The sequence below is a fragment of the Hymenobacter yonginensis genome, from assembly GCF_027625995.1.
In the GTDB taxonomy this organism is placed as follows: domain Bacteria; phylum Bacteroidota; class Bacteroidia; order Cytophagales; family Hymenobacteraceae; genus Hymenobacter; species Hymenobacter yonginensis.
In genome coordinates, this window is sequence record NZ_CP115396.1 from 2440989 (window position 1) to 2466274 (window position 25286).

Below are 25286 nucleotides of genomic sequence, written 5' to 3' on the forward strand. Positions count from 1 at the left end.
CTCATGCGCATCGCCCTGTTTCCCGGCTCCTTCGACCCGTTCACCAATGGCCACCTCGATGTGGTACGGCGTGGCATCTCGCTGTTCGACCAGATCATCATTGCCATCGGCAACAACAGCAGCAAAAGCCGCTACCTGCCCGTCGAGCAGATGACCGAGATGATTGCCGAGGTGTTCCGCGATGAACCGCGCGTATCGGTCCAATCCTACAAAGGCCTCACCGCTGATTACGCCCGCGAAACCGGCGCCCGCTACCTACTGCGCGGCCTGCGCAACACCACCGATTTCGAGTACGAAAACACCATCGCCCAGGCCAACCGCCACGTCAACCCCGACCTGGAAACCGTGTTCCTGATTACCTCGCCGACGCTGGCCGCCATCAGCAGCACCATCATCCGCGAAATCCACCGCTTCGGCGGCAACGTCGACGACTTCGTGCCCTTTGCCTTGCCGGCTGCTGAGCCGCTTAAGGGTTAAGAACCGGTCAGGAAGCCCAGCCCGGGCAGCATACTGACTGGCCATCCAAGGGGTTTCCCGAAGCAGATTGGCCGCTCAACGATTCATCCTGAATCGTTGAGCGGCCAATCTGCAATTATGAACTCTTCGTTTTTAATTCTTCTTCGTCACCCGCACGCCGATGGTGCTGCCGGGGTTGCGGGGGTCCGTGACGGGCTGCACGGTGTAGGCGGGGTCGGAGATGCTGAGGTTGGCGCGTCGCATCAGCTCGTCCTCGTCGCTGCCCAATACCACAATGTCGTTGACCTTACGGGTGCGAGCGTTGAACGTGGCCACGATGGTGGTGCCATCCTTCTCAAACGTGTTGATCCAGTCCTGGCCTTTCGTGGACTTCATCTGCTCCGTCGTGGGTTCCAGCCCAATTGCCTGGCTCTTAGTTTCGCGCGGCGCGCCCAGGCTGCGGCGCAGCTGGTCGATGTTGCGGCCTACCAGCAGCGGCATGTTGAGGCTGTTGGCGGGCACGGCCTCGGTGCGGCCCGTCACGGGCGTACCGGTTTCCGATGCCTGCTGGGTGCCGGTACAGGCGGCCAAGCTGCCCAGCAGCAACAGTACAGGTAATGAGCGAGACGCAAAACGCATGAGCTTAGGGCTTGAGGTGGGGTTATTTGGCGGAAGCCTCCGAGGCGGGAGCCGAGCCGGTGGTTTCGCTCAGGTAGTGGCGCATAACCAGCGCAATGCTGGCATACGACTCGTCGAGGACGGCCAGGGCCTCCTGCGGCGTCATCCAGCGCACTTCTTCGATGTATTCTTCGGCCTGGGGCTTCATCAGCGAGTCGTCGAGGCAGCTCATGACGTACCAGTCGGTTTTCTTGAGAATCTTGTTGCCATTGTAGGCGTAGGAGTGCCAGGTGCTGGGCAGCACGTCGCCGAGGCCCACCTTGATGTTGCACTCCTCTTCTACCTCGCGCAGCGCGCCCAGGGCCGGGTCTTCCTCTTTTTTGAGCTTGCCCTTGGGCAAATCCCACTTGCCGAGGCGGTAGATCATCAGCACCTTGCCGTCCTTCACCACAAGGCCGCCAGCGGCTTTCACGATGCGGAACTGGTCTTTGAGGTGCAGAATGAGGCGCTTTTTCTTGCGGGCCAGCATCGTCAGCGACTTCAGCTTTTTCAGCTTCTTCACCTCCATCAGCCGCAGCAGCCGGTCTACAAACACGTCCGTGACGTCGCGCACCAGCACGTCGCCCACCAAGTCTTTCGAGATAAACTCGTCTTCCGGGTTCAGAATGAGGTCGTACTTGTGCTTGTACACTTTCTCGCTGTTCTTTTTGATGATCAGCGGTATATCGTTGATGAAGACGTTCATCGCGGGGCAATCAGGAGAGGCAACAATGGGGAATCTGGGCTAGGCTGGCCGCAAAGCACAGCATAAATCCTGGCAAACGGAAACCCGCCGCAGGACGGGCAAGATACGAGAAGCGGCCGGTTGTGTTGTCGGCCACGCCGGATTAGGTGCCGGAATTGCGGCGCGCCGCCGGGCCGACGCCCGGTTTCGGAGCCGCGGCGGCGCTTGTATCTTCGGCGCATGAAAAAAATCGGCCTGCTCTCCGACACCCACAGTCACCTCGACGAGCGGATTCTGCACCACCTGCAGGGCTGCGACGAAATCTGGCACGCCGGCGACTTCGGCACCGCCGCCGTGATTGACGAGTTGGCGGCGCTGGCCCCACTTCGGGGCGTGTACGGCAACATCGACGGCCGCGACGTGCGCCTCACGCAGCCACTGGTGCAGCACTTCGAGCTGGAAGGCCTGCGTGTGCTGATGACGCACATCGGGGGCTACCCCGGCCACTACAGCCCGGCTGCCCGGCCGCTGCTGCAGGAACATCGGCCGGGCCTGTTCATCAGCGGCCACTCCCACATCCTCAAAGTCATGCCCGACCCGCGGCTGCACTTGCTCCACCTCAACCCCGGTGCCGCCGGCCGCCACGGCTTCCACAAAGTGCGCACCCTGCTGCGCTTTGAGGTGGCCGAAGGCAAAGTGCAGCAGTTGCAGGTGGTGGAGCTGGGGCCGAAGTAGGGACCTCACCCCAACCCCTCTCCAAAAGAGAGGGGCTCTAGGTTTTAGCATCTAGAGGATAAGTACTGGAAGCTAGTCCCCCCTCTCTTTTGGAGAGGGGGCCAGGGGGTGAGGTCCGGACAAAAAGAAAGCGTCTTCCCTTTGCAGGCAAGACGCTTTGGAGATGCTGACCAGAACCCACCGACGCCGGGGGCAGGTGTGCCAGACGGGCGTTAGTTACGCAACCGTCGTAGCTTCGCTCTTGTTGAAGCGGGCTTTCAGCTCTTCGATGTCCACGTTCTTCAGAACGGGAGTCAGCAGGAGCTGCTTAATTACGCGCTGCTTGTTGTTGGCGCGGGCAATGTTTTTGCGGTGCTTCCGCTTCAGACGGGTAGTGCTCATTTTTTCCGGGTCGGTTAAGGTCTTTCTGTAAACGAGGGGCAAAAGTAACGACTAAATTTGAAACCGGGAAGTGTTTCCCCTTTTTACCCTAGCTATTCCATGTCTGCTCCTGTAATCGACCTGCGTTCCGACACCGTAACGCGCCCCACTCCGGCCATGCTGGAAGCCATGTTCCAGGCCCGCGTCGGCGACGACGTGTACGAGGAAGACCCCACCGTACGGGCTCTGGAGCAGGAAGCCGCCGCCCGTTTCGGGCTGGAGGCCGGCCTGTTCTGCCCCTCCGGCACCATGACCAACCAGATTGCCATCAAGGCCCATACCGAGCCGATGAGCGAGGTAATCTGCGAGCAGACCTCGCACATTTATCTGTGGGAAGTGGGCGGCATTGCCTTTCACTCGGGTGCCTCCGTGGCGCTGCTGCCCGGCGAGCGGGGCCGCCTGACGGCCGCGCAGGTGGAAGCCGCCATCCGGCCCCAGAATGTGCATTACCCCACCACCAGCCTCATCAGCCTCGAAAACACCCACAACCGCGGCGGTGGCAGCTGCTACCAGCTGCCCGAGCTGGCTGGTATTGCCGACGTGGCCCAACGCCACCGGATTCCGCTGCACCTCGACGGCGCCCGCATCTTCAACGCCCTGGTAGCCACCGGCCAGGACGCCCGCGAGTACGGCCGCATGTTCGATACCATTTCGGTGTGTTTGAGCAAGGGGCTGGGCGCGCCGGTGGGCTCGGTGCTGCTGGGCAGCCAGGCGTTCATCCAGAAAACCAAGCGCATCCGCAAGGTGATGGGCGGCGGCATGCGGCAGGCCGGCTATCTGGCCGCCGCCGGCCTCTACGCCCTGGAAAACAACGTAGAGCGCCTCCAAGACGACCACCGCCGCGCCCGGCAGCTGAGCGACACGCTGCAAACCCAGCCCTACGTGGCCGAGGTGCTGCCCGTAGAAACCAACCTCGTCATCTTCCGCCTGCACGACAGCATGCCCGCCGAGTCGTTTCTGGCGCAGCTGGAAGCGCAGGGCATCCGGGCCTCGTCGTTTGGCCCGCAGTTCATCCGCTTCGTCACGCACCTGGACATTGATGATGCCATGGTGGCGCGCATTGGGGCGGCCCTGCAGCAGCTGGCTGCGTAGAAGCCCGTAGAAAGGTCTGAGCGGCGTACCCGGGAAGGGGACCGGGCCGGCAATTGCCGCGCTTCGCCTCCTTGCTGGGTACGCCTTCCTGGCTACAGAGCCTTTTTGTGCGGTTATGGCGGAATCCAATGTATTTGTTATCGGGGATGTGCACGGCTGCCGGGCTACGTTCGAGGAGCTGCTGGGCCACTGGCAGCCGGCCACCGAGCGGCTGGTGCAGGTCGGCGACCTGGTGGACCGGGGCCGATTCAGTCCGGAGTGCGTAGCGCTGGCTATTTCGCTGGAAGTACGCTACCCGGGCCAGACGGTGTTCCTGAAAGGCAACCACGAGGCCGGCATGCTGCAGCACTTCGGGCCGCACGGGCCGCACGCGCCCTGGCTGAGCTGGGGCGGCCGCAGCACGGTGGCCCAGTACCGGGCGCGTCCGGCGCTGCTGGCGCCCCATTTGGCGTGGCTGAGCCAGCGCCCCCTGTACTGGCAAAACGACCACCTGCTGATCAGCCACGCCGGCTTTGCCGATACACCTGATCCGCTCGACGAAGCCAACTTCGATGGGGTGCTCTGGCGGCGGGGGCCGCTACGCTCCATGGGCCGGCGCCAGGTAATCGGGCACACGTCCACCACCGGCCAGCCCACCTTCGACCCCATCACCAACGTGCTCAACGTAGATACCGGCGCCGTTTTCGGCCAGTGCCTGACCGGCGTGCGCCTCACGGCCACCGGCGAGCTGCTGGCCGAAATAGCCATACCGACCCACCCTTCCGATCTGCCGGCCGCCTAGCCAATACAGCTACCTACTCTCCCTCTCTGCCCATGTCTACCTCCACTCCTACCCCCGACGACGCCGTGCAGCACCTACTGCAGGCCGACCCCGTGCTGGCCAACCTCATTCGGCAGGGCCGCCTGATTGCGCCGTCGCCGCACGAAGACTTGTACCTGGCGCTGCTGCGGGCCATTGTGGGCCAGCAGATTTCCACGAAGGCCGCGGCGGCCATCTGGCGCAAGGTGCAGGCCCTGTTTCCGCCCGATGGCTACCCCGAACCGCTGGCCCTGCAGGAAATGACCGAGGAAGACCTGCGCACGGCGGGCATCTCGCGCCAGAAGGCGGGCTATCTGAAGTCCGTTGCCGATTTCGCTTTGCGCGACCAGCTCGACCACACCCACCTCAGCCAGCTCTCCGACGACGACTTCACCCGCCACCTCACCCAAATCAAAGGCGTGGGCCGCTGGACGGCCCAGATGCTGCAGATGTTTGCCCTCGACCAGCCCGACGTGTTTGCCGAAGGCGACCTGGGCGTGCAGAACGCCATGCGCCGGCACTACGGGCTGGAAGAAACCGGCCGCGCCCTGCTCAAGCGCATGACGGAAATAGCCGAGCCCTGGCGTCCTTACCGCAGCCTGGCTTGCAAATACCTATGGCAGTCGTTGGACAACCAGCCCGCGTAGCGGCTGGCTCAGTTCTACAAATCTTCCCGGCGGCGGGCTTCGCGCAAACTGGCCGCTATGGCAATGAATATGCCCAGTAAAGGCAGGCAGAAGCCAATCAGCAGCCAGCGCTTGAGCGGCCGGCCGTACATATGCGCAATGTAGGCTGTCACCAGCGCCGAAAACGACGCGACCAGAAACAGACCAACAATCAGGGCAAATTCATCCATGTGGCAAAGGTAGCTTAGCGCACTTTCCCACGCTTCACCATGTAGGCGTAGAGAACCTTGTCGAACGGCTCGCGGATGTCCACCGGCACGAAATCAATCTTGTACTGCCCGCAGCGCAGGGCCAGCTCGTGCTCGTAGGCCCGCATGGCCGTGCGGTACTGCTCGCGTACCTGGGCCGGCTGCAGCTTCAGCGTTTCACCGGTTTCGATGTCCTCGAACAGGTAGGGCCGGTCCTGGAAATCGAAGTTGGCCTCGGTGGCGCGGTCCATCACGTGGAATAGCAGCACCTCGTGGTGCTGGTGGCGCAGGTGCTGCAGGGCGGCCAGCGTGGCGGTCTGCCCCTCGGGCGCCCGGCCCAGCATGTCAGAGAACAGCACCACCAACGAGCGTTTCGGGATTTGCTGGGCGATAGTATGAATGACGCCGGCCACGTCGGTGGTGGCGGTGGCGCGGGGCGCCGCCGGGGGCCGCTCCAGCAGCTGTTGGAGCGCCAGCAGCAGGGTGTGGCGGTGGGTGCTGGTGGAGCGCACCGGCGTCTGCAGCTCCACCTTGTCGCTGAACGTGACCAGGCCCACGGCGTCGCGCTGCTTCTGCAGCAGCGTGGAGAGGGCCGCTGCGCACAGCACCGCAAAGCGCAGCTTGTCGTGGCCGGGCGCGGGGTAGTACATGCTGGCACTCACGTCGAGCAGCAGGTGGCAGCGCAGGTTGGTTTCCTCCTCATAGCGCTTCACGAACAGCTTGTCGGTGCGGGCGAAGATCTTCCAATCGAGGTGGCGGGTGCTTTCGCCAGGATTGTAGAGACGATGCTCGGAAAACTCCACCGAGAAGCCGTGGTACGGCGACTGGTGCAGGCCCGTAATGAAGCCCTCGACCAGCTGGCGGGCCAGAAATTCCAGGTTTTCAAACGAGCGGACGGCGGCGAGGTCAAGCGGTTGGGCCATGCGGATACGAATAAGGCAATGTGCTCGGAAGCCCGACGGGCCCGGATTGCTTTTCCAAAGAAACAAATAACTGGGCAAGGTGGCCTCGGCATAGTATTAATCTAATATCCTCCTGCTTCGGATTTGTATCCGGCCGTTGCATGTTACTACCCGAATCCGACTGCAGCGCGCTAAAAATCGTCATTCGCAAAGACTATCAGCAGTTTAGACTAAATTGACTGCCTAAAAATTTTTATATCCGAACCAGTAGTTGTACTTTGGCCTGAAATTCAACCATCTTGGAATAACAAAACTTTACAGAAGGCCCCGTGGAAGACCGTCACGACCAAGAAGAGATTTACTCCCAGCGCATTAAAGCGGGCAAACGCACGTACTTTTTCGACGTAAAAGCCACGCGCGGCCAGGACTATTACCTGACCATTACGGAAAGCAAGCGCAAGCTCCGCGACGACGACACCTTCTCCTACGAGAAGCACAAGATTTTCCTTTACAAGGAAGATTTCCTGAAGTTCGTGGATGCCCTGCAGGACGCCGTGGAATACGTGCGCGAAGAGCTGCTGACCGCCGAAGAAGTGGCCGAGCTTGACCGCCCCCGCCCCGCCTACGAAGACCGCGAATTCAACCCGAACCGCGCCGACGACAACTTCTAAGCCCCGCGCCTACCGAAACACCGCATACTCTCCCCTGTTCCTTATCTGATTTACCCCAACGGCGCGCCCGGCTTCGGCCCAGCGCGCCGTTGTGCGTTGGGGCATCAGAGCGAATAATACTGGCTGACCAGCAGCAGCACGCCGGCAGCCAGGTAGAAACCCAGGCGCTGCAGCTTATGGGCGGGTTTATGGTGTTCACACATGCCCGCCTAACAGCGCCCGGGCCCTGTTGGGTTCACCGGCCAGCACATAGCGCGCCCTGGGGGCACTGGAGCCGTGCTTTCCCCGAAAAAGCCCCGTACCTTTGCGCCACGAAGCCGGCTCCTGGCCGTGCTTCTCTCACTTTTCTCGTCACTCAATCACCTTTTATATGGGTCTCCGCTGCGGTATCGTCGGCCTGCCGAACGTCGGCAAATCCACGCTTTTCAACGCTCTTTCCAACGCCAAGGCCGAATCGGCCAACTATCCGTTCTGCACCATCGAGCCGAACGTGGGCGTGATTACCGTGCCCGATGAGCGGCTGCAGATTCTGGAAAAGCTGGTGAACCCCAAGCGCGTGCTGCCCACCATAATTGAGTTCGTGGACATTGCCGGCCTCGTGAAGGGCGCCAGCAAGGGCGAAGGCTTGGGCAACAAGTTCCTGGCCAACATCCGCGAGGTAGACGCCATCATTCACGTTATCCGCTGCTTCGACGACCCCAACATCGTGCACGTAGCCGGCGGCGTCGACCCCGTGTTCGACAAGGACGTGATTGACACCGAGCTGCAGATCAAGGATCTGGAGAGCATCGATAAGAAGCTGGCCAAGTCGGAGCGCTCGGCCAAAAACGGCGACGCCGTGGCCAAGAAGGAAGTGGCCGCGCTGCAGCGCTTCAAGGAGGCTCTCGAAGCCGGCCAGAACGCCCGCGCCCTCACCGTGTCGCCCGAGGAGCTGGAAGCAGTTGCCGATCTGCAGCTGCTCACCATCAAGCCCGTGATTTACGTGGCCAACGTGGACGAGGCCAGCGCCACCACCGGCAACGCCCACACCGCTGCCCTGCAGGCCCACGTGGCCCAGGAAGGCGCCGAAGTGGTGCTGGTATCGGCCGCCATCGAGTCGCAGATTGCCGAGATGGAAGACCCCGAGGAAAAGGAGATGTTCCTGGCCGAGTACGGCCTCACCGAATCGGGTTTGAACCGCCTGATCCGCGCCTCCTACACCTTGCTCAACCTGATTACCTACTTCACGGCCGGCGTGCAGGAAGTACGCGCCTGGACCGTGCACCGCGGCGACAAAGCCCCCGCCGCCGCCGGCGTCATCCACTCCGACTTCGAGAAGGGCTTCATCCGGGCCGAGGTTATCAAGCTGGCTGACTACCAGGAATACAAGACCGAGGTAAAAATCAAGGAAGCCGGCAAAATGGCCGTGGAAGGCAAGGAGTACGTGGTGCAGGACGGTGACATCATGCACTTCCGCTTCAACGTTTAATCACTGATGTTGCAGATGGTTGGATGCCGCAGATGCGGACGACGGTAGCGCGAAGCCTTTGCTTCGCGTATTGTTGCTCGGTTTCATCCAGCATCTGCTTCCTGCCCTTCCTAACCTCATTATGGACGTAAAAGACAGCAACGGCAACCTGCTCGCGGAAGGCGATTCGGTGACGCTCATCAAGGACCTAAAAGTAAAAGGCTCCTCGCTCACGCTCAAGCGCGGCACGGTGGTCAAGAACATCCGCCTCACCAACTCGCCCGCCGAAATTGAAGGCCGGGCCGGTGGCAGCACGATGGTGCTCAAAACCGAATTCCTGAAGAAAGCCTAACGCCGTTGCTTCAGCAACAACCAGTAACTTAAGCGCCCCAGCCGAACGATTCGGCTGGGGCGCTTCTATTTATTATGCGACTACAGGTTTTTATTATCTGCTTCTTACTTACTGCAAGCTCAAAAAGCTACGGTCAACGGAGTATAAAATACACAATGGTTGTGCATCATAGTGAATGTACCAGCTGTGGTGATTTAGAGATTGATAGCGGAGCTGTATTTGTACCACCACAGTTGCGGAATGCGCTCTTACAGCATTACCAGCGTGTTTTTGGTAATTCACTCGTTAACTGGGAAAAGAACTGGCAGGATCGGAAATACATCGTTGGCAATGTGCGTATCGATAGTGACAGCACCTTTGATGCGATGTACTTATTGCCTGGCCGTACCCGCACCGACACCATCTATAACCAGTATGGCATAATCAATCCTTGGGACTTTCAACGTTGTTACCGTGTTACAGGTCACGTAGTGGGGATACGGGGGCTTTATCTCCTATTTCACGTCGATAAAGCCAGGCTGCTTAGAAAGCGAATTGATTATTAAACATATAATACTTCTTCATGGTGATAGAAAAAAGAAAGCCGGCTTTTAGACCGACTTTCTTCTTTATCATTTTCAATATCACTTCCCCACCACTTTAAACAGCATCCCAGCCGTCATTTTATCGGTGGTCTTCATACCATTGAGGATGGCCATTTCCTCGTAGCGCTTGCTGGAAATGCCATTGGCGGCGAGGGCCGAGGCCAAGGTCTGGCCGGCTTTGGCGGTGCGGATGCGGATGCGCTCGGGCTGGCGGTTGATTTTGGCGGCATCGGTGAGACGGCGGAAGCCCTGGGCGGTGCGCTGGAAGGTGTCGCCGTAGGTGCCGAGGGTGCCGGGGCCGCAGAGGCCTACTAGGGCGTAGATCGTCTGTCCGTCTTGGATGAGGTAGGTCAGGGTGCTGGCCGTGATGCCCTGCTGGCCGGTCTGCTGGTCCTGCCCTACCTGGTCGCCCTGGATAACCATGGCTGGAAAGCCGTTGACGGTGGTTTTCTGGGCCTGAGCGTTTTGCAGCTTCAGCTGCTGCGACAGGGCCTGGGCGGTTTCATCGAGTCCTTTGTTGCCGGCGGGCAGCAGGATCTGCACGGCCTTGCCGTTGGGCTCGGCCATCTGGAATTGGCTGGGCGAGTTCTGCGACTTCCAGCCCTGCGGAATCGGGAACTGGAATTTCAGATCGGGGTGGTAGAACACGCTGTTTTCCACGTAGCCCTCGCGCGGGTTGTCGCCGTAGGGCAGGCCCTCAATTAGCCGCAGGTACTGGTCGCGGTTCACGGCCAGCTGGCGGCCGGCTTGCTGCTCGGCCTGGGCGGCCAGCTTTTTCACGTTGGAGTAGCGGTCGGCGGAGTTGGGGTGCGACGACAGGAAGGTGGGCACCGTGGCTGCGCCGCTGCTTTGCTCGGTGCGCGAGAGGGTCAGGAAGAAATCAGCCATCGACGCCGGGTCGTACCCGATTTTGCTGGAGTATTTCACGCCCAACTGGTCGGATTCAGTTTCGTCGTCGCGGCCGTATTTCAGCAGCCCCAGGCCCACCACCTGCGAGGCCGGCTGGGCCAGGGAGGCCACCCGCTTCGAGAGAATGGAACCCAGGATCAGGGCGCCGTTGGCAATGGTGGAGCGCGTCTGCTGCTTCTGGCCGTGGCGGGCCGTAATGTGCCCGATTTCGTGGCCGAGCACCCCGCTGAACTGAGCCTCGTTGTTGAAGTAGGCCAGAATGCCGCGGGTGAAATACACGTGGCCATCGGGCGTGGCAAAGGCGTTGATGATGGGCGAATCGACCACCGTGAAGCCTTTCACGTCGTTGGGGCGGTCGGAAATGCGGCCCATCTGCATGCCTTTCTGGTCGATGTACGCCTGCAGTTTGGCATTATCAAGTAACCCGAATTGGGCAATAACCTGCGGATCGGGCTGGGCACCCTGCACGGGCAGGGCCACGGTGGCCGTGGTAGCGGCCGGCTGCGGGGCTGGGGCGGAAGTTAGGTAACGGGCACCGGCGGCCGGCAGCAGGGCCAGCGCCGCACTGGCGTACAGCAAAGAAGAGGGAGTTGGCATGAGCAAAGGGAATGAGCGTGGGAACGGGAGAGTGCGCACAAGATACGCCTGCAACGAAGCCCAACGGTGGCAAGGTTACAGTTCCCGACCCTCGGTAAGACCAATTCCGTGCCGAATCATCTCTGGGGCTTCTCCATCTCTTGCTGCTGTTGCTCGTCCAGCTCCCCGGCGGTGGGCCGGCCGTGCCGCCGGTCCAGCCAGTCCATCACGGGCGTGGCCAGCGTACCGTGCAGCACAATGGAGGTAAGCACCGTGAAGCCGGTAATGGCCCACAGCTGCCGGCCGTCGGCAAACCGGGCTTCGTGTAGGGCAAAGGCCAGGTAGAAAAACGAGCCGATGCCCCGGATGCCGAAAAAGGAAATCACCAGCCGCTCGGGCCACGTTACGCGGCTGCGGCCCAGGGTGAGAATGCCGCCCATGGGCCGCAGAATCAGAAGCAGAAACAAACCCAGGGCGGCGCCGGTCCAGGTGAGCGGGGCCAGCAGCCCGCGCACAATGGCCCCGCCAAACAGTAGCAGAATCACCACGATGAGCAGGCGCTCCAGCTGGTCGGTGAATTCGTGCATCTCGGTGTGATACTCGTGGCTGCGCTCGTGGGCCCGCAGCGTAATGGCGGCCACAAACACGGCCAGAAACCCGTAGCCGTGCAGCAGCTCGGTCACGCCGTAGGCCGTGAGCGTGACGGCCAACGCCACAAAGCCGTAGGCCTCGGGGTTGATACGCACCCGGTGGGGCAAATCGAAAATCAGAAACGACAGGGCCAGGCCGGCCAGCCAACCGGCCAGCACACCCATGCCGGTGCGGTAGAGCACGTCCATCCAGGCCCAGTGCACCAGCTCCCGCCCCAGGTGCAGCGACGAGGCCGCCAGCACCACCAGAGCCAGGTGCACGAACGGGAAAGCCAGGCCGTCGTTGAGGCCGGCCTCGCCGGTCAGGGCGAAGCGCACGTTATCCTCGCGGCCTTCGCCGGGGTTGCCCACCTGCACGTCGCCGGCCAGCACGGGGTCGGTGGGGGCCAGCGTAGCGGCCAGCAGCAGGGCCGAGGCCGGCACCAGGCCGCCCAGCTTCCAGGCCACCACCGCAAACACGGCAATGGTAATGCCCATCAGCACCAGCACCAGTTGCAGCGGGGCCCGCCAGCGCCAGAGGGAAAACTTCCGGTCGATTTTGAGCCCCGTGCCCGTGAGGGCCACCGTCACGCAGATTTCGGTGAGGTGCATGGTGAAAGTGGAGTGCTCGTTGGGGTCGGGGTTGGGAAGCCCCAGCGGCAGCCCAAACACCAGCATCCCCAGCCCCACAAACAGGATGGGATACGAGAGTGGAAACTTCTTCAGCAAAGAAGGCAGCCAGGCCACGGCCAGAATGGCCACGCCCAGGATTACCAGGATCAGATTGTAGTGCGACATGCAACGGCAGGCTCAGCAGAGCACAATGGGTCAGAGGTGCGGTTTTACGCAGGCTCACCCGTTTCGACTGGTTTTCGCCGGCGCTGCCCTACGGCCGGCGGCGGTTCACGTCGAGGCTCTGGTAGCCGATGAGCAGGTCGGCGCGGGTGCCCGGCGGGCGGTAATACACCAGCAGGTCGTACTGGTTTTCGGTTTCCTGGTGGCTGCCTTCCCACATCACGCTGTTGGGGCCCTGCGGGGTTTGGGTGGCGTACACGTAGTTGTAGTAGCCCTGCTTGAGCAGCGCGTGGCCAGTGTAGCGCTGGTTGGCGGCGTCATACGTCATCCGGAACTCGTCTTTGAGCTGCCAGTCGGTGAGGGCGCCCAGCACGTACACGGGGCCGGCGGCGGGCTGCTCGGCCGGCAGCTGAAACGTCACGTCGAGGTAGTCGGCGTTGGTGGCACCGTTGCCGTACTCGCGGCTTTCAATCACGCGCTGGCCGTTGATGTCGTCGAGCTGGGTGTAGGCGCGGCCGTTGCGGGTGGGCTCGGGCTGCAGCAGCGCCTGCCGGGGCGAGGCTTCGGCATCCAGCTGCGCAACCCCGATGCCCAGGCTGCGGAACGTGCGCAGGTCGAAGAAGCGGAACTCGCTCAGGGCCGGAAAGGCGTTTTCGAAATTGAAATACTGGTAGTCGAGCTGCCGGTCGATGTCGCGCACGAAGGTGGGGCGCAGGTTGTACTTGGCGTTGTCCCAGCGGAAGTTCTGGCGCAGCACCACCTTTACCTCCTGGGCCGGGTTGACGAGCTGCATGTTGTAGCGGATGCCGAAATCAATCTGCTGCAGGGTGTAGCGCTCCTGCCCCGCCACCGGAATGCCCTGCTTCATCGAAATCTGCACGCTGTTGTCGTACACCAGCAGGCGGCGGCTGAGCAGCGGCGTGCCGCCGGGGCTTTGCACCACCAGCAGGTAGTTGCCGCTCAGCTTCACGCGCGGCACCTGCATCCGGTAGTGGTAGTAGGGAACCTTAGTGTTGACGGAGGTGCGGTAGTTGGTGATAAGAATTTCGTTTATCTCGTTCAGAAACTGGATATCCGTGAGAATAGACGGCTTCCAGTCCAGGTCGCAGTGCACGAGCTTGGCCGTGAGGCGCTGGCTCTGGTCGCCAAGCACATCGAACTCCAGAGCAATGGGCTGCTCCTGGCTGATGGGCACCACCGGCGGCGTGAAGATTTCGTTGGTGCTGCCCGACTGCACGTAGCACTGCACGCTGCGCACGTTGGGGTCGTAGGTGTAGTCCTGGTAGCGCAGGGTTTTGTCGGCGTAGTACTCGGGCGGCGCGGTGGCCTGGCCGGGCGTGGCAGGCCGGCGGGCAGCGTTGGGGTCGGTGATGGGCGTACCGAGCGGCACGCAGGCCGTGGCCAGCAGCAGGAAGAGCAGGAGAGAACGAGGCATAAGGGCGAATGTAGCGCGAAGCTTTTGCTTCGTACTTTGTTGAACGGCCATCAGGAGATGGCAGCTTATCTTGAAAACGCAGGTATGTACGATACGCGAAGCAAAAGCTTGGCGCTACGTTACCCGGCGGATTTCCTATTCTCTTACCACCCAGCCCCGCCCTCGAAAGCTAACACGACAGCACAATAACAATGGACTACAAACAGACAAAAGGCAACGAAATCAAAGGAGACTTAGAAATATCCGTCTTTTACAACGAAGAGAAGTATGGGGGAAAAACAGAAAAGTGGAGTGAAGTTCTGATCCACGGAAGCCCCGAAGGACTTAAGTCTCTGGCGAAACTCCTTGTAGAAATAGCTGAGCTCAATCAGGAAAAAGTAGCCGACAAATATTTGCCGGTCGGGGCAAAAGAGCATTACCACCTGCGGCCCGGTTTTGAGTTGTCAAGGAGTTCTGTTGAAGTAATCGTCGGCAGACTGGATGCCAAAGGAACCGGGGCATTTCACGAAGGTTACATAGGCAAGTAAACCAAACAAGCCCCGCCCAAAGCCTATGGCTTCGGACGGGGCTTGTTGAATATGACCAACTGGTGGTCCAGGAAATTATTAGTTCTGGTGCAGGTCGAAGCGGTCCAGGTTCATCACCTTGGTCCAGGCGGCTACGAAGTCGCGCACGAACTTCTCGCCCGCGTCGTGGGTGCCGTAGACTTCGGCAATGGCGCGCAGCTCCGAGTTAGAGCCGAAGATGAGGTCCACGCGGGTGCCGGTCCACTTCACTTCGCGGGTTTTGCGGTCGAGGCCCTCGAACAGCTCGTCGGCCTCGGAGGTGGCGCGCCAGGTGGTGCCCAGGTCCAGCAGGTTCACGAAGTAGTCGTTGGTGAGCTGACCGGGGCGGGTGGTGAACACGCCGTGGCGCGAGCCGTCGTAGTTGGCGTCGAGCACGCGCAGGCCGCCTACCAGTACCGTCATTTCGGGGGCCGTGAGGGTCAGCAGCTGGGCGCGGTCGATGAGCATGGCTTCGGCCACGGCCTCGTGGTGCTGGGCCAGGTAGTTGCGGAAGCCTTCGGCACTGGGCTCCAGGGCCTCAAACGACTGAGCATCGGTCTGCTCCTGGGTAGCATCCGTGCGGCCGGGGGCGAAAGGCACCTCTACCGACTGACCCGCCGCGCGGGCCGCCAGCTCGATGCCGACACCACCACCCAGCACAATCAGGTCGGCCAGGGAAACCTGCTTGCCGCCGGTCTGGCTGGCGTTGAACTCCTGCTGAATAGCCGTGAGCTTATCCAGCACCTTGTCCAGTTCGGCGGGGTTGTTGGCCGTCCAGTACTTCTGCGGAATCAGGCGGATGCGGGCACCGTTGGCGCCGCCGCGCTTGTCAGAACCGCGGAACGTGGAGGCCGAAGCCCAGGCCGTGCGTACCAGCTCGCCCACCGTCAGGCCCGAGTTGGCCAGCGTGTTTTTCAGCGCGGCCACGTCGGCCTCGTCAATCGGGGCGTAGTCGGCTTTCGGCAGCGGATCCTGCCAGATCAGCTCCTCGGCGGGCACCTCGGGGCCCACGTAGCGCGAGATGGGGCCCATGTCGCGGTGGGTGAGCTTAAACCAGGCGCGGCTGAAGGCATCGGCAAACTCCTCGGGGTTTTCGAGGAAGCGGCGCGAAATCTTCTCGTAGATGGGGTCCACGCGCAGGGCCAAATCGGAAGTGAGCATGAACGGGGCGTGCTTCTTCGCCGGATCGTGAGCATCCGGAATCAGGCCTTCACCGGCGTTGTTCTTGGGGCGCCACTGGTGGGCTCCGGCGGGGCTCTTGGTCAGCTCCCACTCGTACTCAAACAGGAACTTGAAGTAGTCGTGGCTCCACTGCGCGGGCGTGGAGGTCCAGGCGCCTTCCAGACCGCTGGTGATGGTGTCGCCGGCGTTGCCGGTGCCGTAGGAGTTCTGCCAGCCCTGGCTCTGCTCGGCAATGCCGGCGGCGGCGGGCTCGTGCTTGATGTACTTGGCGGGGTCGGCGGCGCCGTGGGTTTTGCCGAAGGTGTGGCCGCCGGCAATCAGGGCCACCGTTTCCTCGTCGTTCATGGCCATGCGGCCGAAGGTTTCGCGGATGTCGCGAGCCGAACCCATGGGGTCGGGGTTACCGTTGGGGCCCTCGGGGTTCACGTAGATGAGGCCCATCTGCACGGCCGCCAGCGGCTTTTCCAGCTGCCGGTCGCCGGAGTAGCGCAGGTCGCCGCCCAGCCACTCCTTCTCCGAGCCCCAGTAGATTTCGTCCAGCGGCTCCCACACGTCGGCGCGGCCACCGGAGTAGCCGAACGGCTTGAAGCCCATCGACTCCAAAGCGCAGTTGCCGGCCAGAATCATCAGGTCGGCCCAGGAAATCTGACGGCCGTATTTCTGCTTCACGGGCCACAGCAGCAGGCGGGCCTTGTCGAGGTTGGCGTTATCGGGCCAGCTGTTGAGCGGGGCGAAGCGCTGCATGCCCGAGCCGGCGCCACCGCGGCCGTCGGCAATGCGGTAGGTACCGGCCGAGTGCCAGGCCATGCGGATAAAGAATGGGCCGTAGTGGCCGTAGTCGGCGGGCCACCAGTCCTGGGAGGTGGTCATCAGCTCGAACAGATCCTGCTTCACCGCATTCAGGTCGAGCTTCTTGAACTCTTCCACGTAGTTGAAGTCCGGGTCCATCGGGTCCGACAGGGTGGAGTGCTGCCGCAGGATGTTGAGACGGAGCTGATTGGGCCACCAGTCGCGGTTGCGGGTGCCGCTGCCGGCCGCCTGCTTCAGCTCCCCGCTCAGGAACGGACACTTCGCCACGGAGGTGTCGTTCATGAAGTACTCGGTGGTGTTGTTTTCGGGGGCATGCCCCTGCTGTTCGTGCGCCATGTGGGTGCAATTGGATGGTTTGAACGTAACGCTGAAAGACGCCGAATCCTCGCCGACCGTCATCGGCGGGGCTTGCCAGCCAGTCTCGGGGCAAGCATTTCGGTATCGGGCTCAAAAGTACAGAATGCCTTCCAGATAAGAATCATTCTTATCTGGAAAGACAAAATATCATTGCGAATGGTGCCGTCGGCGGGTTCGTTGTAGAGCGTCTCGCCGTTGATGATGCTGTTTAGCTGGCGCGGAACCGGCCGTTTAACGACGAGACGCGAATACGCGTCTCTGCCCCGTTCACTGTTGCGCTGTCGGCGCAGCATGGCCCCGCTAACGCAAAACGCCCCGCCGGAAGCACGGAGCTTCCAGCGGGGCGCTGCAAAGGCAGTTCTAGGGGCGGCTTACATTTCAGCCAGCATTTCCCAACGGTCGTTGAGCTGGGCCAGCTCCTTCTTCACCTGCTCGAACTTGAGGGTGGCGTCCTTGAGCTGGGCGGCGTTCTGGTAGATCTGGGGGTCGGCGAGCTGCTTTTCGTACACGGCCAGCTCCTTTTCCCGCTCGTCAATCTTCTTTTCCACTTCGGCCAGCTCCTTCAGGGCATTTTTCTGGTCGGGCGAAGGAGTTTTGGCGGGCGCGGCTTCTACCTTCTTCTCCTCTTTCGGCAGGGGTTTGGGGGCCGAGGGCGAGGGCAGGCCAGCCTTCTTGGCGGCTTTCTCGCGGTCTTCCTGCCACTGCTCGTACTCGGCGTAGGTGCCGGGGTACTCCTTCAGCTGGAAATCCTCGATGTACCAGATCTTGTTGGCCACGTTCTCCACGAAAAACCGGTCGTGGCTAATCACGATGTAGGTGCCCTGGTACTGGTCGAGCGCCTGAATCAGGATGTTCACCGACTGCATGTCCAGGTGGTTGGTCGGTTCGTCGAGCAGCAGGAAGTTGGCTTCCGAAATCAGGGTTTTGGCCAAGGCCACCCGGCTTTTCTCTCCGCCCGAAAGCACCTTGATTTTCTTGTACACCTCGTCGCCGGTGAACAGGAAGGAGCCCAGCACCGAGCGCAACTCCATTTCCGAGCGCCGCGAACCGGCCTCCACCATCTCCTGCAGAATCTCGTTTTCGATGCGCAGGCTCTCCAACTGGTGCTGGGCGTAGAACGACATGATGACGTTGTGGCCCAGCTGGTGGTTGCCGTTGGTGGGGGCCTCCTGCCCTGCCACCAGGCGCATCAGCGTGGACTTGCCCTTGCCGTTGGCACCGATGAGGGCAATTTTGTCGCCCCGCTCGATGTGTACGTGGGTGTCGCGGAAGATGAGCTTCTCGCCGTATTTCTTGCCCACGTGCTCCATGCGCAAAATGTGGCGACCGGGCGTGACGGTGAAGTTGAACTTGATGTTCACCTTGGCGTCGTCGCCGGCCACGTCCTCGATGCGCTCCAGCTTGTCGAGGGCCTTCACGCGGCTCTGGGCCTGCTTGGCTTTGCTGGCCTTGGCCTTGAACCGCTCAATAAACCGCTCAGCCTGCTTGATCTGGGCCTGCTGGTTTTCAAACGCGCCCTTTTGGATGGCGTTGCGTTCCTCCTTTTCTTCGAGGTAGAACGAGTAGTTGCCGGCGTACGGCACCAGCTTGCCGCCCGTCACTTCCACGGTGGTGTTGGTGGTGCGGTCCAGGAATTCCCGGTCGTGGCTCACAATGATAACAGCACCTTCGTAGCCGGCCAGGTAGTTTTCAATCCACTTGATGGAGGGTAAGTCCAAATGGTTGGTTGGTTCGTCGAGGAGCAGTAAAGAAGGTTGCTGGAGCAGGATTTTGGCCAGCATCACGCGCATGCGCCAGCCACCCGAAAACAGCTTCAGCGGGCGCTGCAGCTCCTCCGTAGTGAAGCCCAGACCTTCTAGAATCTCCTCGGTGCGGGCCTGCATGGTGTAGCCGCCCAGCGACTCGAACCGCTCCTGCAGGTCAGCCAGCTTCTCCACTAAATCGTCGGTGTAGTTGGTCTCGAACTCCACCAGAATGGCGTCGATCTTCTTCTGCAGATCCAGCGCCTCCGAAAACGCCTGCATGGCCACCACCAGGATGGACTCGTGCGAGTCGTAGCTGAGCAGATCCTGGTTGAGGAAGCCCAGGCTCACGTCCTTGCTCATGGAGATGCTGCCGCCGTCGGGCTTGTATTCGCCCACCAGAATGCGCAGCAGCGTGGATTTGCCCCGGCCGTTGAGCCCGATCAGGCCAATCTTATCCTTGGGTTTGATATGGAGGCTGGCCTTGTCGTAGAGCGTACGGGAGCCGAAATGGAAGTCGAGGTCGGTAATGGAAATCATCCTACTTTGCGGGGCTTGAGGCCGCAAAGGTACGAGCTAAGTTTTAGCGGTTGTCACGTTCTCAAAACAGCTACGATGATACGCTTACCTGAAAGTTCGCGCTTGCCTCAATATAACATGAATCGTTACTGGGTCATTGCGCAAGTACTTGGCTTCGTTCTTTTCCTTATGATGGTTTATCATCTGATGGAAAACGGGAAGGTTCATCACAGAAAGTACCTGACAACGGCATTTGCTGGCAGAATCGACACCATTTATCGATACGACAGGAACAGGCCTGTTGTATCCTTATCAGGCCGCCAAATGACTATAGAAGAAGGAAGCCACGGTTTTTCCACCTATCTATCCATTGGTGATTCTATAACCAAGGCCTCAGATACAGAGGTACTCGTGACATATAGGGTAGTTCCTGGTACATCAGGACGCCGAATACAAGTATCCGTTTGGGGCGACGACCCCAATAACAAGCTGGGCTACTGGGGGCTAATTGACAGATATTACATTAGGGGTGGATTCGTTCAAGACAGCCTCACAAAGCACTGAATCCTCCCTTACACGCCCTCAAACACCTCCGCCCACTCCATCTGCAACTCCGGCAGCGTAGCCACCGGAATCAAACCGGGCGTGTAAAATTCGCCTCGTAGCTGGTAGCGGCCGGCTTCGTCGAGCAGGTACACAATGATGTTTTTCTGCTCCGGCGCTACCACCCAGTATTCCAGCACGCCGGCTTCTTCGTAGAGGTCGAATTTCTCCTTGGTGTCGCGCGAGACGTTGCCGGCACTCAGGATTTCGATGATCCAGTCGGGGGCGCCGAGGCAGCCCCGGTCGTCGAGCTTCTGCGGGTCGCAAATGACGCACACATCGGGCTGCACCACGGTTTCGATGCTGGCGTCACCGTTGGGCGTGCTGCGGGTGAGGCGCACGTCGAAGGGAGCCACGTAAGTTTTGCATTGCCGGCCTCGCAGAAACCACGCAATGGGCGTGCTGATGTTGCGGGAAATATCCTGGTGCCGGCGCTTGGGCGCGGGGCTCATCAGGCGCACTTTACCCCGGATCAGCTCCACCCAATCCGTAAGCTGCCAGGTGAGATAGTCGGCGTAGGTGTAGCGGCGCGAGAGGTCCAGTTGCGACACATCGGTGATGAGAGCCATACTTTCAACTGCGTATGTGATAGGTAAAGATAGGTGCTGGCCGGTACTGTCAAGTGATAGGCAGGCTGAGGACTGCCTTTAAAATGCCGAATTACCCATTCGCCACTCCGTACCTTGCGGCATGAAACTGCTCCTGCTTGCCCCGCTCCTGCTCTTGGCCGCCTGCACCTCCACCGACCGCGAATCGTCGGGCCAGAGCATGGCCGAAACCATCCCGGACGACCTCAAAAGTGAGCAGTCTACCACCGAAGCCGTGGGCGAAACCGGCCGCAGCCACGCCTACATCCGGCGCTTCTACCAGCAAAACGGGCAGTACTACGTGGACGTGGACTACGTACAGTTTCTGAGCGGCGAGGCCGCCGTGGCCGCCGCCCGCCGCAAAGGCGACGCGGCCGTGGACGTGGTGAATGGCGACACCGTGTACTCGGTCTTCAACGACTATTACGTCCTCAACGACAACCCGCAGGTGCGCACGCTGCGCCTGGCGCCGGCGGCCACGTTCACGTTCTGGCGGGCCGGCGAAAATGGGCTGGAGCGCGTGCCGGCCACTCCGGCCAAACTGCAGGCCGATGTGCCGAAGGTGCTCACCCTCTCCCCGTTCATCATTGAAACCGAAAATGGCGTGGTGGTGAAGGCCGACGAGCAGTACGTACCGTAGCGCCCCGGTCCGACGCCGGAGGCGTCCGACCGGTTGCCGCCCGCTGACGTTGGGGCGCCATCGCTGCTACGGTGCGCCGCCCCCCCCGGTCGGACTCCTCCGGCGTCGGACCGGAGGCGGCGTCGATTACCCTACAAACGGCGCTTTAAACTCGGGCGCCACGCGCTTTTTGGCGGCTTGCTCGTAGGCGTAGGCCAGGCCCAGTAGCGGGCCTTCCTGCCAGGCGGCGCCCACAAACGAGAGGCCCACTGGCAGCCCGTACACCTGGCCCATGGGCACCGTCACGTGGGGATAGCCCGCCATGGCGGCCGGCGACGAGAAGCCGGGGCCGCCGCCCGAGTCGCCGTTGATCAGGTCGATGCAGCGGGCGGGGCTGTTGGTGATGGCCACAATGGCATCGAGCTGGTTGGCGCGCAGCACGCCGTCGAGGGCGGCGCGGGCGCCTTGCTGCGACTTGCGCAGGGCCGCCTGATACTTGGCGCTGCCCAGGCCTTCCAGCTTCTCGGAAGCTTCCAGAATCTCCTGCTGGAAGAAAGGCATGGCTTTGGGCTTGTTGCGGGTATTGAAGGCAATGACGTCGGCCAGGGTTTTCACCTCCGCGCCAGCCGTGGCCAAGTACTTGTTCACGCCGTCCTTGAACTCGTAGAGCAGCACGTCGTATTCGGCCTCGCCCAGCGGGTCGGTCAGCTTCTCCACCTCCACTTCCACCACCGTAGCGCCCTGCGCCTTCAGCAGCTCAACGGCCGTTTTGAACAGCGCTATGGCGTCGGAAGCGCCGGTGAGGTGGCTTTTCTCGATGCCCAGCCGCTTGCCACGCAGGCCGTTGGGCTGCAGGAACGTGGTGTAGTCGGCCGGAATCTTGCCGGTGCTGGATTTGGTGGCGGCATCGGCGGCGTCGGGGCCGGCCATGGCGGCCAGCAGCAGGGCGGCATCGTGCACGGAGCGGGCCATGGGGCCGGCCGTGTCTTGGGTGGCCGAAATCGGGATGATGCCGGTGCGGCTCAGCAACCCCACCGTGGGCTTCACGCCCACCAGCCCGCAGCACGAAGCCGGCGACACAATGGAGCCATCGGTTTCGGTGCCGACGGCTACCGCGCACAGGTTGGCTGAGGCCGCCGCACCCGAGCCGGCGCTGCTGCCGCTGGGCGTCCGGTCGAGGATGTAGGGGTTGCGGGTCTGGCCGCCGCGGCTGCTCCAGCCGCTGGTGCTGCGCGTGGAGCGGAAGTTGGCCCACTCGCTGAGGTTGGTTTTGCCCAGCACCACGGCCCCGGCCTCGCGCAGCTTCTTCACGATAAAGGCATCCTGGGTGGCCTTGTGGGCCGCCAGCGCCAGTGAGCCGGCGCTGGTGCGCATCTGGTCGGCGGTGTCGATGTTGTCTTTGATCAGCACCGGAATGCCGTGCAGCGAGCCGCGCAGCTTGCCGGTTTTGCGCTCCTGGTCGAGCTGGTCGGCGATGGTCAGGGCGTCGGGGTTCAGCTCGATAACGGAGTTCAGCCGCGGCCCGGCCTTGTCGATGGCTTCGATGCGCTTCAGGTACAGCTCGCACAGCGCCCGCGACGAGCGTTGGCCGCTTTTCATCTGCTCCTGCAGCTGCGCCACCGTGGCCTCGTGCAGCTCAAACGGCGCCACCTCCGGTCCGGCACCGGCCGCCGCACCGGCTTCCGGCACCGCAGACGAAGGCGACGACGAGCACGCCTCCAGCGTGAACGTGGATAGGGCCAGGCCGGCCAGGGAGCTGTTGCGCAGGAAGAGTCTACGGTTCATCGGGAGCAGGGTGCGGAGAAGGTGGTTTTGGTGGGGAAGATAGAACAGAATCGGGAGCTGCGGGCGGCAACTTCAGTTGGCTGAAGCTTGCCCCGGCTTTGGCTTGTTGCGCTGGCACTTCTCGCCGCAGTATTTCACCTCGTCCCAGCTGTTGCGCCACTTCTTGCGGTACTCGAAGGGGCGGCCGCAGGTGAGGCAGATTTTGGTGGGCAGGTTGCCCTTGACGAGCTTTTGGGGAACAGGCATAAGGCAGATTCAGGCTGGCAACGTATTGCCCAAACACCGCCCCGCCCCCATTGGTTATGGCCGCCGCTTCATGGAAGCCGGGCCCGCTGCACGGCGCCTGAGCCAGCACTCCCATAATTCTACACGCCAACAGCCCGCACAACCCCGTATTCGGGTAGGTACATAGTTCACATCAGTTTTTTGATTCATATGCCCGTACGTTCCTTTTTCACAGTGCCTGCCGCCGGCCACATGCGGCACTTTGCGGCGGCCACTCTCCTGCTGGGCGGCCTGCTGACGGCCTCCTGCTCCAACGACGATGACGACGACATGGCCACGCCAACCGCCCCCGACTCGGTGGCCTTTACCGTGTCCAACCTCTACCCCGAAGGCGTGCAGTACGACGCCAAAAACAGCCGCTTCCTGGTTAGCTCCCTCACTACCGGCAACGTGGGCCAGGTGAAAGACGACGGCACCTACAGCGTCTTTGCCCCCGGCGCCGGCGCAGGCATCATTTCGGCGGTGGGCATGAACCTCGACGACAGCCGCAACCGCCTGCTGGTGGCCTCGTCCAACGGCACGCTGCGCAACGTGGCCAAGCTCGTGAGCTTCAACCGTGACAATGGACAGGTGCTGTTTAACACCGACCTAGGCACCCTGCGGAGCGCCCCTAACCACTTCGCCAACGACATTGCCGTGGATAACCAGGGCAACGCCTACGTCACCGACAGCTTCGCGCCGGTGATTTACAAGGTTGACCCGCAGGGCGTGGCCTCGGTGTTTCTGGACAACCAGCAGCTGGCCGCGCCGGCCGGGGCTTTCGGCCTCAACGGCATCGTGTTCCACCCCGACGGCTACCTGCTGGTGGCGAAGTCCGACGAAGGCGCGCTGTTTAAAGTGCCCATCAGCAACCCCACCGGCTTCACCCGCGTGACCACCACCGGCCTCGACCTGCGCGCCGCCGACGGCCTGCTGCTGCAGGACAACAACACGCTACAGGTAGTGACCAACAGCCAGAGCAAAGTGTACCGCCTCAGCACCAGCAACAGTTGGGCGGCCGCCACGCTCAACGGCACGTTTGCCACGCTGCCCCAGTACCCCACCACCCTGGCCCGCCGCGGCGCCGACAGCTACGTGCTGTATGCCAACCTCGACAAGATAATGCAAACCCCGCCGGTGTCGGTGTTTACCATTGGTAAAGTGCGGTTTTAGGTACTGAGCCTTTAGGCAGTCATTCAAGAAAGACCCCATAGAAAAGGGGCGAATCCTACGTAGGATTCGCCCCTTTTCTATGGGGTGATGGTGCAGTTAGAAGGTGTTGCCGGGAGCGGCTTGGCGGCGCAGCTCTTGCACTTCCCGCTCCAGCTCCAGCGTCCGGAAAGTCACTTTCACTTCCAGATCAGCATAGGCGCGCTCCAGGTCCTGCTCCCGCTTGCGGAGGGCAAACTCGGTTTCCTTCTGCTCCTGAATATCAGTGCAGGTGCCAAACCATTGCTTGATGCGGCCGTGCTCGTCGAACTGCGGGCGGGCCTGGCCCAGAAACCAACGGTAGTTGCCGTCCTTGGCTTTGAAGCGGTACTCGATTTCGTAGAAGTCGCCGGTGGCCAGCGAGTGGCCCCATACCTGCCGGGCCCGGTCCTGGTCGTCGGGGTGGAGCAGGTTGTTCCACATATCGGGCCCCACGCTGTCGGCCAGGGTGTAGCCCGTGAAATCTATCCAGCGCTGGTTGAAGTAGGTATGAAAGCCGGTGGGGTCAGTAAACCAGACCAGCTGCGGGATGAAATCAGCGAGAAAGCGCATTTGCTCACTGGTTTGCTGCCGGAGCTGTTCTTCAGAAAAGATTGGTTCGGTATTCATGCAACGAAAGGCTTAACAGGGCCGGGCCAGCTGGATTTCCATGCCCGACTGAAAGTAGAGGTTAAGTTGGCTTTGCAGGCCATCGGTAGAGCGCCGCAGGCGGGTGATGAGCGCGCGGGTTTCTTCCTGCAGCATACGCAACTCCAGGTACGGACGATTTAGCAGCGAGTCGCGCTCCATGGTCCACTGGCCGGAATCCTGCAGCTCGGGGGCCTGCACCTGCACCGTGCCGGGCCGGATGGAGAAGCGCGTGGCCAGGGCCAGCGAACTATCCGGGGCATTGCGGTTGAGCACCCGGTCGGCCACGCACCAGTCGCCGGTGAGAAACTCCTCGGGTATCTGCTGCAGGTTTACGTCGAATAAAATATCGGTCATAGAGCAGAAAATGGGGGCTGAAAGAAGAGACCAGACTTAAGCAGGTAACCTTACCGGCAGGA

At 61.5% G+C, this 25286-nt stretch carries 28 protein-coding genes; 12 read left to right on the top strand and 16 right to left on the bottom strand.

Going from position 1 to position 25286, the window contains the following annotated elements; all coding sequences use genetic code 11:
* Nucleotides 1-3 precede the first annotated feature (3 nt).
* Entirely contained in the window at nucleotides 4-477 is a 474-nt protein-coding gene (gene coaD / locus O9Z63_RS10535) for a pantetheine-phosphate adenylyltransferase (protein ID WP_270125162.1), read from the top strand.
* Nucleotides 478-609: 132 nt separating this feature from the next.
* Here the strand turns inward: coaD and O9Z63_RS10540 are convergent, their stop codons facing one another.
* Together O9Z63_RS10540 and O9Z63_RS10545 are read right to left on the bottom strand one after the other, a co-directional pair.
* Nucleotides 610-1095 (bottom strand): hypothetical protein, encoded by a 486-nt coding sequence (locus O9Z63_RS10540; protein WP_270125163.1) that lies wholly within the window; start codon nucleotides 1093-1095, stop codon nucleotides 610-612.
* A 22-nt stretch (nucleotides 1096-1117) separates the two neighbouring features.
* Nucleotides 1118-1819, bottom strand: a complete 702-nt coding sequence (locus O9Z63_RS10545; protein WP_270125164.1) for an NUDIX hydrolase — start codon at nucleotides 1817-1819, stop codon at nucleotides 1118-1120.
* Nucleotides 1820-2038: 219 nt separating this feature from the next.
* Between O9Z63_RS10545 and O9Z63_RS10550 the strand changes: the two genes are divergently transcribed.
* A complete protein-coding gene (locus O9Z63_RS10550; RefSeq protein WP_270125165.1) occupies nucleotides 2039-2533 on the top strand; it encodes a metallophosphoesterase family protein in 495 nt (164 codons plus the stop codon).
* A gap of 216 nt (nucleotides 2534-2749) precedes the next feature.
* On the opposite strand, the gene O9Z63_RS10555 is transcribed toward O9Z63_RS10550, so the two are convergent.
* Nucleotides 2750-2914, bottom strand: a complete 165-nt coding sequence (locus O9Z63_RS10555; protein WP_270125166.1) for a hypothetical protein — start codon at nucleotides 2912-2914, stop codon at nucleotides 2750-2752.
* 99 nt (nucleotides 2915-3013) lie between these two features.
* On the opposite strand from O9Z63_RS10555, the gene O9Z63_RS10560 reads away from it, so the two are divergent.
* From O9Z63_RS10560 to O9Z63_RS10570, 3 genes are all read left to right on the top strand, one after another.
* Nucleotides 3014-4045 (top strand): threonine aldolase family protein, encoded by a 1032-nt coding sequence (locus O9Z63_RS10560; protein ID WP_270125167.1) that lies wholly within the window; start codon nucleotides 3014-3016, stop codon nucleotides 4043-4045.
* 115 nt (nucleotides 4046-4160) lie between these two features.
* Complete coding sequence (locus tag O9Z63_RS10565) at nucleotides 4161-4826, top strand: metallophosphoesterase (RefSeq protein ID WP_270125168.1); 666 nt, start codon at nucleotides 4161-4163, stop codon at nucleotides 4824-4826.
* A gap of 32 nt (nucleotides 4827-4858) precedes the next feature.
* Nucleotides 4859-5491: a DNA-3-methyladenine glycosylase family protein gene (locus O9Z63_RS10570; protein WP_270125169.1), complete on the top strand. Its 633-nt coding sequence runs from the start codon at nucleotides 4859-4861 to the stop codon at nucleotides 5489-5491.
* Nucleotides 5492-5505: 14 nt separating this feature from the next.
* Here O9Z63_RS10570 and O9Z63_RS10575 read toward each other — a convergent pair whose 3' ends face one another.
* Nucleotides 5506-5700 carry a hypothetical protein gene (locus O9Z63_RS10575; RefSeq protein WP_270125170.1) on the bottom strand — a complete coding sequence of 65 codons (195 nt, stop codon included), beginning with the start codon at nucleotides 5698-5700 and terminating at the stop codon, nucleotides 5506-5508.
* Between the two features lie 14 nt (nucleotides 5701-5714).
* Complete coding sequence (locus tag O9Z63_RS10580) at nucleotides 5715-6641, bottom strand: DUF58 domain-containing protein (protein WP_270125171.1); 927 nt, start codon at nucleotides 6639-6641, stop codon at nucleotides 5715-5717.
* 308 nt (nucleotides 6642-6949) lie between these two features.
* Between O9Z63_RS10580 and O9Z63_RS10585 the strand changes: the two genes are divergently transcribed.
* From O9Z63_RS10585 to O9Z63_RS10600, 4 genes are all read left to right on the top strand, one after another.
* Nucleotides 6950-7291, top strand: coding sequence for a DUF3276 family protein (locus O9Z63_RS10585; protein WP_270125172.1), 342 nt, complete (start codon nucleotides 6950-6952; stop codon nucleotides 7289-7291).
* A gap of 370 nt (nucleotides 7292-7661) precedes the next feature.
* Nucleotides 7662-8759: a redox-regulated ATPase YchF gene (ychF, locus tag O9Z63_RS10590; protein ID WP_270125173.1), complete on the top strand. Its 1098-nt coding sequence runs from the start codon at nucleotides 7662-7664 to the stop codon at nucleotides 8757-8759.
* A 121-nt stretch (nucleotides 8760-8880) separates the two neighbouring features.
* Nucleotides 8881-9090 (top strand): zinc ribbon domain-containing protein YjdM, encoded by a 210-nt coding sequence (locus O9Z63_RS10595; protein WP_019947089.1) that lies wholly within the window; start codon nucleotides 8881-8883, stop codon nucleotides 9088-9090.
* Nucleotides 9091-9164: 74 nt separating this feature from the next.
* Nucleotides 9165-9635: a hypothetical protein gene (locus tag O9Z63_RS10600; RefSeq protein WP_270125174.1), complete on the top strand. Its 471-nt coding sequence runs from the start codon at nucleotides 9165-9167 to the stop codon at nucleotides 9633-9635.
* Nucleotides 9636-9713: 78 nt separating this feature from the next.
* Here the strand turns inward: O9Z63_RS10600 and O9Z63_RS10605 are convergent, their stop codons facing one another.
* The 3 genes from O9Z63_RS10605 to O9Z63_RS10615 all read right to left on the bottom strand — a co-directional run bounded on the left by O9Z63_RS10605 (nucleotide 9714) and on the right by O9Z63_RS10615 (nucleotide 14018).
* Nucleotides 9714-11180, bottom strand: coding sequence for a M48 family metalloprotease (locus O9Z63_RS10605; RefSeq protein ID WP_270125175.1), 1467 nt, complete (start codon nucleotides 11178-11180; stop codon nucleotides 9714-9716).
* Between the two features lie 116 nt (nucleotides 11181-11296).
* Nucleotides 11297-12586, bottom strand: coding sequence for a cation:proton antiporter (locus O9Z63_RS10610; protein WP_270125176.1), 1290 nt, complete (start codon nucleotides 12584-12586; stop codon nucleotides 11297-11299).
* A gap of 88 nt (nucleotides 12587-12674) precedes the next feature.
* Complete coding sequence (locus O9Z63_RS10615; RefSeq protein WP_270125177.1) at nucleotides 12675-14018, bottom strand: type IX secretion system plug protein; 1344 nt, start codon at nucleotides 14016-14018, stop codon at nucleotides 12675-12677.
* A 191-nt stretch (nucleotides 14019-14209) separates the two neighbouring features.
* On the opposite strand from O9Z63_RS10615, the gene O9Z63_RS10620 reads away from it, so the two are divergent.
* Nucleotides 14210-14545: an Imm32 family immunity protein gene (locus O9Z63_RS10620; RefSeq protein ID WP_270125178.1), complete on the top strand. Its 336-nt coding sequence runs from the start codon at nucleotides 14210-14212 to the stop codon at nucleotides 14543-14545.
* 78 nt (nucleotides 14546-14623) lie between these two features.
* Here the strand turns inward: O9Z63_RS10620 and katG are convergent, their stop codons facing one another.
* The 4 genes from katG to O9Z63_RS10640 form a co-directional block, all read right to left on the bottom strand.
* The gene (gene katG, locus O9Z63_RS10625; protein WP_408613516.1) at nucleotides 14624-16891 is read right to left on the bottom strand and encodes a catalase/peroxidase HPI; all 2268 of its coding nucleotides are present in this window, start codon (nucleotides 16889-16891) and stop codon (nucleotides 14624-14626) included.
* A gap of 59 nt (nucleotides 16892-16950) precedes the next feature.
* The gene (locus O9Z63_RS10630) at nucleotides 16951-17205 is read right to left on the bottom strand and encodes a hypothetical protein (RefSeq protein WP_270125179.1); all 255 of its coding nucleotides are present in this window, start codon (nucleotides 17203-17205) and stop codon (nucleotides 16951-16953) included.
* A gap of 78 nt (nucleotides 17206-17283) precedes the next feature.
* Entirely contained in the window at nucleotides 17284-19194 is a 1911-nt protein-coding gene (locus tag O9Z63_RS10635; protein WP_270125180.1) for an ABC-F family ATP-binding cassette domain-containing protein, read from the bottom strand.
* A gap of 551 nt (nucleotides 19195-19745) precedes the next feature.
* Nucleotides 19746-20345: a Uma2 family endonuclease gene (locus tag O9Z63_RS10640; protein ID WP_270125181.1), complete on the bottom strand. Its 600-nt coding sequence runs from the start codon at nucleotides 20343-20345 to the stop codon at nucleotides 19746-19748.
* A 121-nt stretch (nucleotides 20346-20466) separates the two neighbouring features.
* Here O9Z63_RS10640 and O9Z63_RS10645 point away from each other — a divergent pair, with 121 nt between their 5' ends.
* On the top strand, nucleotides 20467-21003 hold the full coding sequence (locus tag O9Z63_RS10645) for a hypothetical protein (RefSeq protein WP_270125182.1): 537 nt from the start codon (nucleotides 20467-20469) through the stop codon (nucleotides 21001-21003).
* A 126-nt stretch (nucleotides 21004-21129) separates the two neighbouring features.
* Here the strand turns inward: O9Z63_RS10645 and O9Z63_RS10650 are convergent, their stop codons facing one another.
* Nucleotides 21130-22767 (bottom strand): amidase, encoded by a 1638-nt coding sequence (locus O9Z63_RS10650; RefSeq protein ID WP_270125184.1) that lies wholly within the window; start codon nucleotides 22765-22767, stop codon nucleotides 21130-21132.
* A gap of 72 nt (nucleotides 22768-22839) precedes the next feature.
* Nucleotides 22840-23013, bottom strand: coding sequence for a DUF2256 domain-containing protein (locus O9Z63_RS10655; protein WP_270125185.1), 174 nt, complete (start codon nucleotides 23011-23013; stop codon nucleotides 22840-22842).
* Nucleotides 23014-23202: 189 nt separating this feature from the next.
* Here O9Z63_RS10655 and O9Z63_RS10660 point away from each other — a divergent pair, with 189 nt between their 5' ends.
* The gene (locus O9Z63_RS10660; protein WP_270125186.1) at nucleotides 23203-24204 is read left to right on the top strand and encodes a beta-propeller domain-containing protein; all 1002 of its coding nucleotides are present in this window, start codon (nucleotides 23203-23205) and stop codon (nucleotides 24202-24204) included.
* Nucleotides 24205-24300: 96 nt separating this feature from the next.
* Here O9Z63_RS10660 and O9Z63_RS10665 read toward each other — a convergent pair whose 3' ends face one another.
* Together O9Z63_RS10665 and O9Z63_RS10670 are read right to left on the bottom strand one after the other, a co-directional pair.
* Complete coding sequence (locus O9Z63_RS10665; protein ID WP_270125187.1) at nucleotides 24301-24792, bottom strand: PAS domain-containing protein; 492 nt, start codon at nucleotides 24790-24792, stop codon at nucleotides 24301-24303.
* Between the two features lie 69 nt (nucleotides 24793-24861).
* Nucleotides 24862-25224: a hypothetical protein gene (locus O9Z63_RS10670; protein WP_270125188.1), complete on the bottom strand. Its 363-nt coding sequence runs from the start codon at nucleotides 25222-25224 to the stop codon at nucleotides 24862-24864.
* Nucleotides 25225-25286 lie beyond the last annotated feature (62 nt).

Bases quoted from the DNA above. Each gene is read 5' to 3' on its own strand.
- O9Z63_RS10630 (WP_270125179.1), bottom strand. From the start codon at position 17,205: ATGCTGCGCCGACAGCGCAACAGTGAACGGGGCAGAGACGCGTATTCG.
- O9Z63_RS10575 (WP_270125170.1), bottom strand. From the start codon at position 5,700: ATGGATGAATTTGCCCTGATTGTTGGTCTGTTTCTGGTCGCGTCGTTT.
- O9Z63_RS10655 (WP_270125185.1), bottom strand. From the start codon at position 23,013: ATGCCTGTTCCCCAAAAGCTCGTCAAGGGCAACCTGCCCACCAAAATC.
- O9Z63_RS10605 (WP_270125175.1), bottom strand. From the start codon at position 11,180: ATGCCAACTCCCTCTTCTTTGCTGTACGCCAGTGCGGCGCTGGCCCTG.
- O9Z63_RS10550 (WP_270125165.1), top strand. From the start codon at position 2,039: ATGAAAAAAATCGGCCTGCTCTCCGACACCCACAGTCACCTCGACGAG.
- O9Z63_RS10570 (WP_270125169.1), top strand. From the start codon at position 4,859: ATGTCTACCTCCACTCCTACCCCCGACGACGCCGTGCAGCACCTACTG.
- O9Z63_RS10600 (WP_270125174.1), top strand. From the start codon at position 9,165: ATGCGACTACAGGTTTTTATTATCTGCTTCTTACTTACTGCAAGCTCA.
- O9Z63_RS10580 (WP_270125171.1), bottom strand. From the start codon at position 6,641: ATGGCCCAACCGCTTGACCTCGCCGCCGTCCGCTCGTTTGAAAACCTG.
- O9Z63_RS10645 (WP_270125182.1), top strand. From the start codon at position 20,467: ATGAAACTGCTCCTGCTTGCCCCGCTCCTGCTCTTGGCCGCCTGCACC.
- O9Z63_RS10540 (WP_270125163.1), bottom strand. From the start codon at position 1,095: ATGCGTTTTGCGTCTCGCTCATTACCTGTACTGTTGCTGCTGGGCAGC.
- O9Z63_RS10620 (WP_270125178.1), top strand. From the start codon at position 14,210: ATGGACTACAAACAGACAAAAGGCAACGAAATCAAAGGAGACTTAGAA.
- O9Z63_RS10545 (WP_270125164.1), bottom strand. From the start codon at position 1,819: ATGAACGTCTTCATCAACGATATACCGCTGATCATCAAAAAGAACAGC.
- O9Z63_RS10640 (WP_270125181.1), bottom strand. From the start codon at position 20,345: ATGGCTCTCATCACCGATGTGTCGCAACTGGACCTCTCGCGCCGCTAC.
- O9Z63_RS10660 (WP_270125186.1), top strand. From the start codon at position 23,203: ATGCCCGTACGTTCCTTTTTCACAGTGCCTGCCGCCGGCCACATGCGG.
- O9Z63_RS10555 (WP_270125166.1), bottom strand. From the start codon at position 2,914: ATGAGCACTACCCGTCTGAAGCGGAAGCACCGCAAAAACATTGCCCGC.
- O9Z63_RS10610 (WP_270125176.1), bottom strand. From the start codon at position 12,586: ATGTCGCACTACAATCTGATCCTGGTAATCCTGGGCGTGGCCATTCTG.
- O9Z63_RS10565 (WP_270125168.1), top strand. From the start codon at position 4,161: ATGGCGGAATCCAATGTATTTGTTATCGGGGATGTGCACGGCTGCCGG.
- O9Z63_RS10665 (WP_270125187.1), bottom strand. From the start codon at position 24,792: ATGCGCTTTCTCGCTGATTTCATCCCGCAGCTGGTCTGGTTTACTGAC.
- O9Z63_RS10650 (WP_270125184.1), bottom strand. From the start codon at position 22,767: ATGAACCGTAGACTCTTCCTGCGCAACAGCTCCCTGGCCGGCCTGGCC.
- O9Z63_RS10560 (WP_270125167.1), top strand. From the start codon at position 3,014: ATGTCTGCTCCTGTAATCGACCTGCGTTCCGACACCGTAACGCGCCCC.
- O9Z63_RS10635 (WP_270125180.1), bottom strand. From the start codon at position 19,194: ATGATTTCCATTACCGACCTCGACTTCCATTTCGGCTCCCGTACGCTC.
- O9Z63_RS10595 (WP_019947089.1), top strand. From the start codon at position 8,881: ATGGACGTAAAAGACAGCAACGGCAACCTGCTCGCGGAAGGCGATTCG.
- katG (WP_408613516.1), bottom strand. From the start codon at position 16,891: ATGGCGCACGAACAGCAGGGGCATGCCCCCGAAAACAACACCACCGAG.
- O9Z63_RS10670 (WP_270125188.1), bottom strand. From the start codon at position 25,224: ATGACCGATATTTTATTCGACGTAAACCTGCAGCAGATACCCGAGGAG.
- O9Z63_RS10615 (WP_270125177.1), bottom strand. From the start codon at position 14,018: ATGCCTCGTTCTCTCCTGCTCTTCCTGCTGCTGGCCACGGCCTGCGTG.
- coaD (WP_270125162.1), top strand. From the start codon at position 4: ATGCGCATCGCCCTGTTTCCCGGCTCCTTCGACCCGTTCACCAATGGC.
- ychF (WP_270125173.1), top strand. From the start codon at position 7,662: ATGGGTCTCCGCTGCGGTATCGTCGGCCTGCCGAACGTCGGCAAATCC.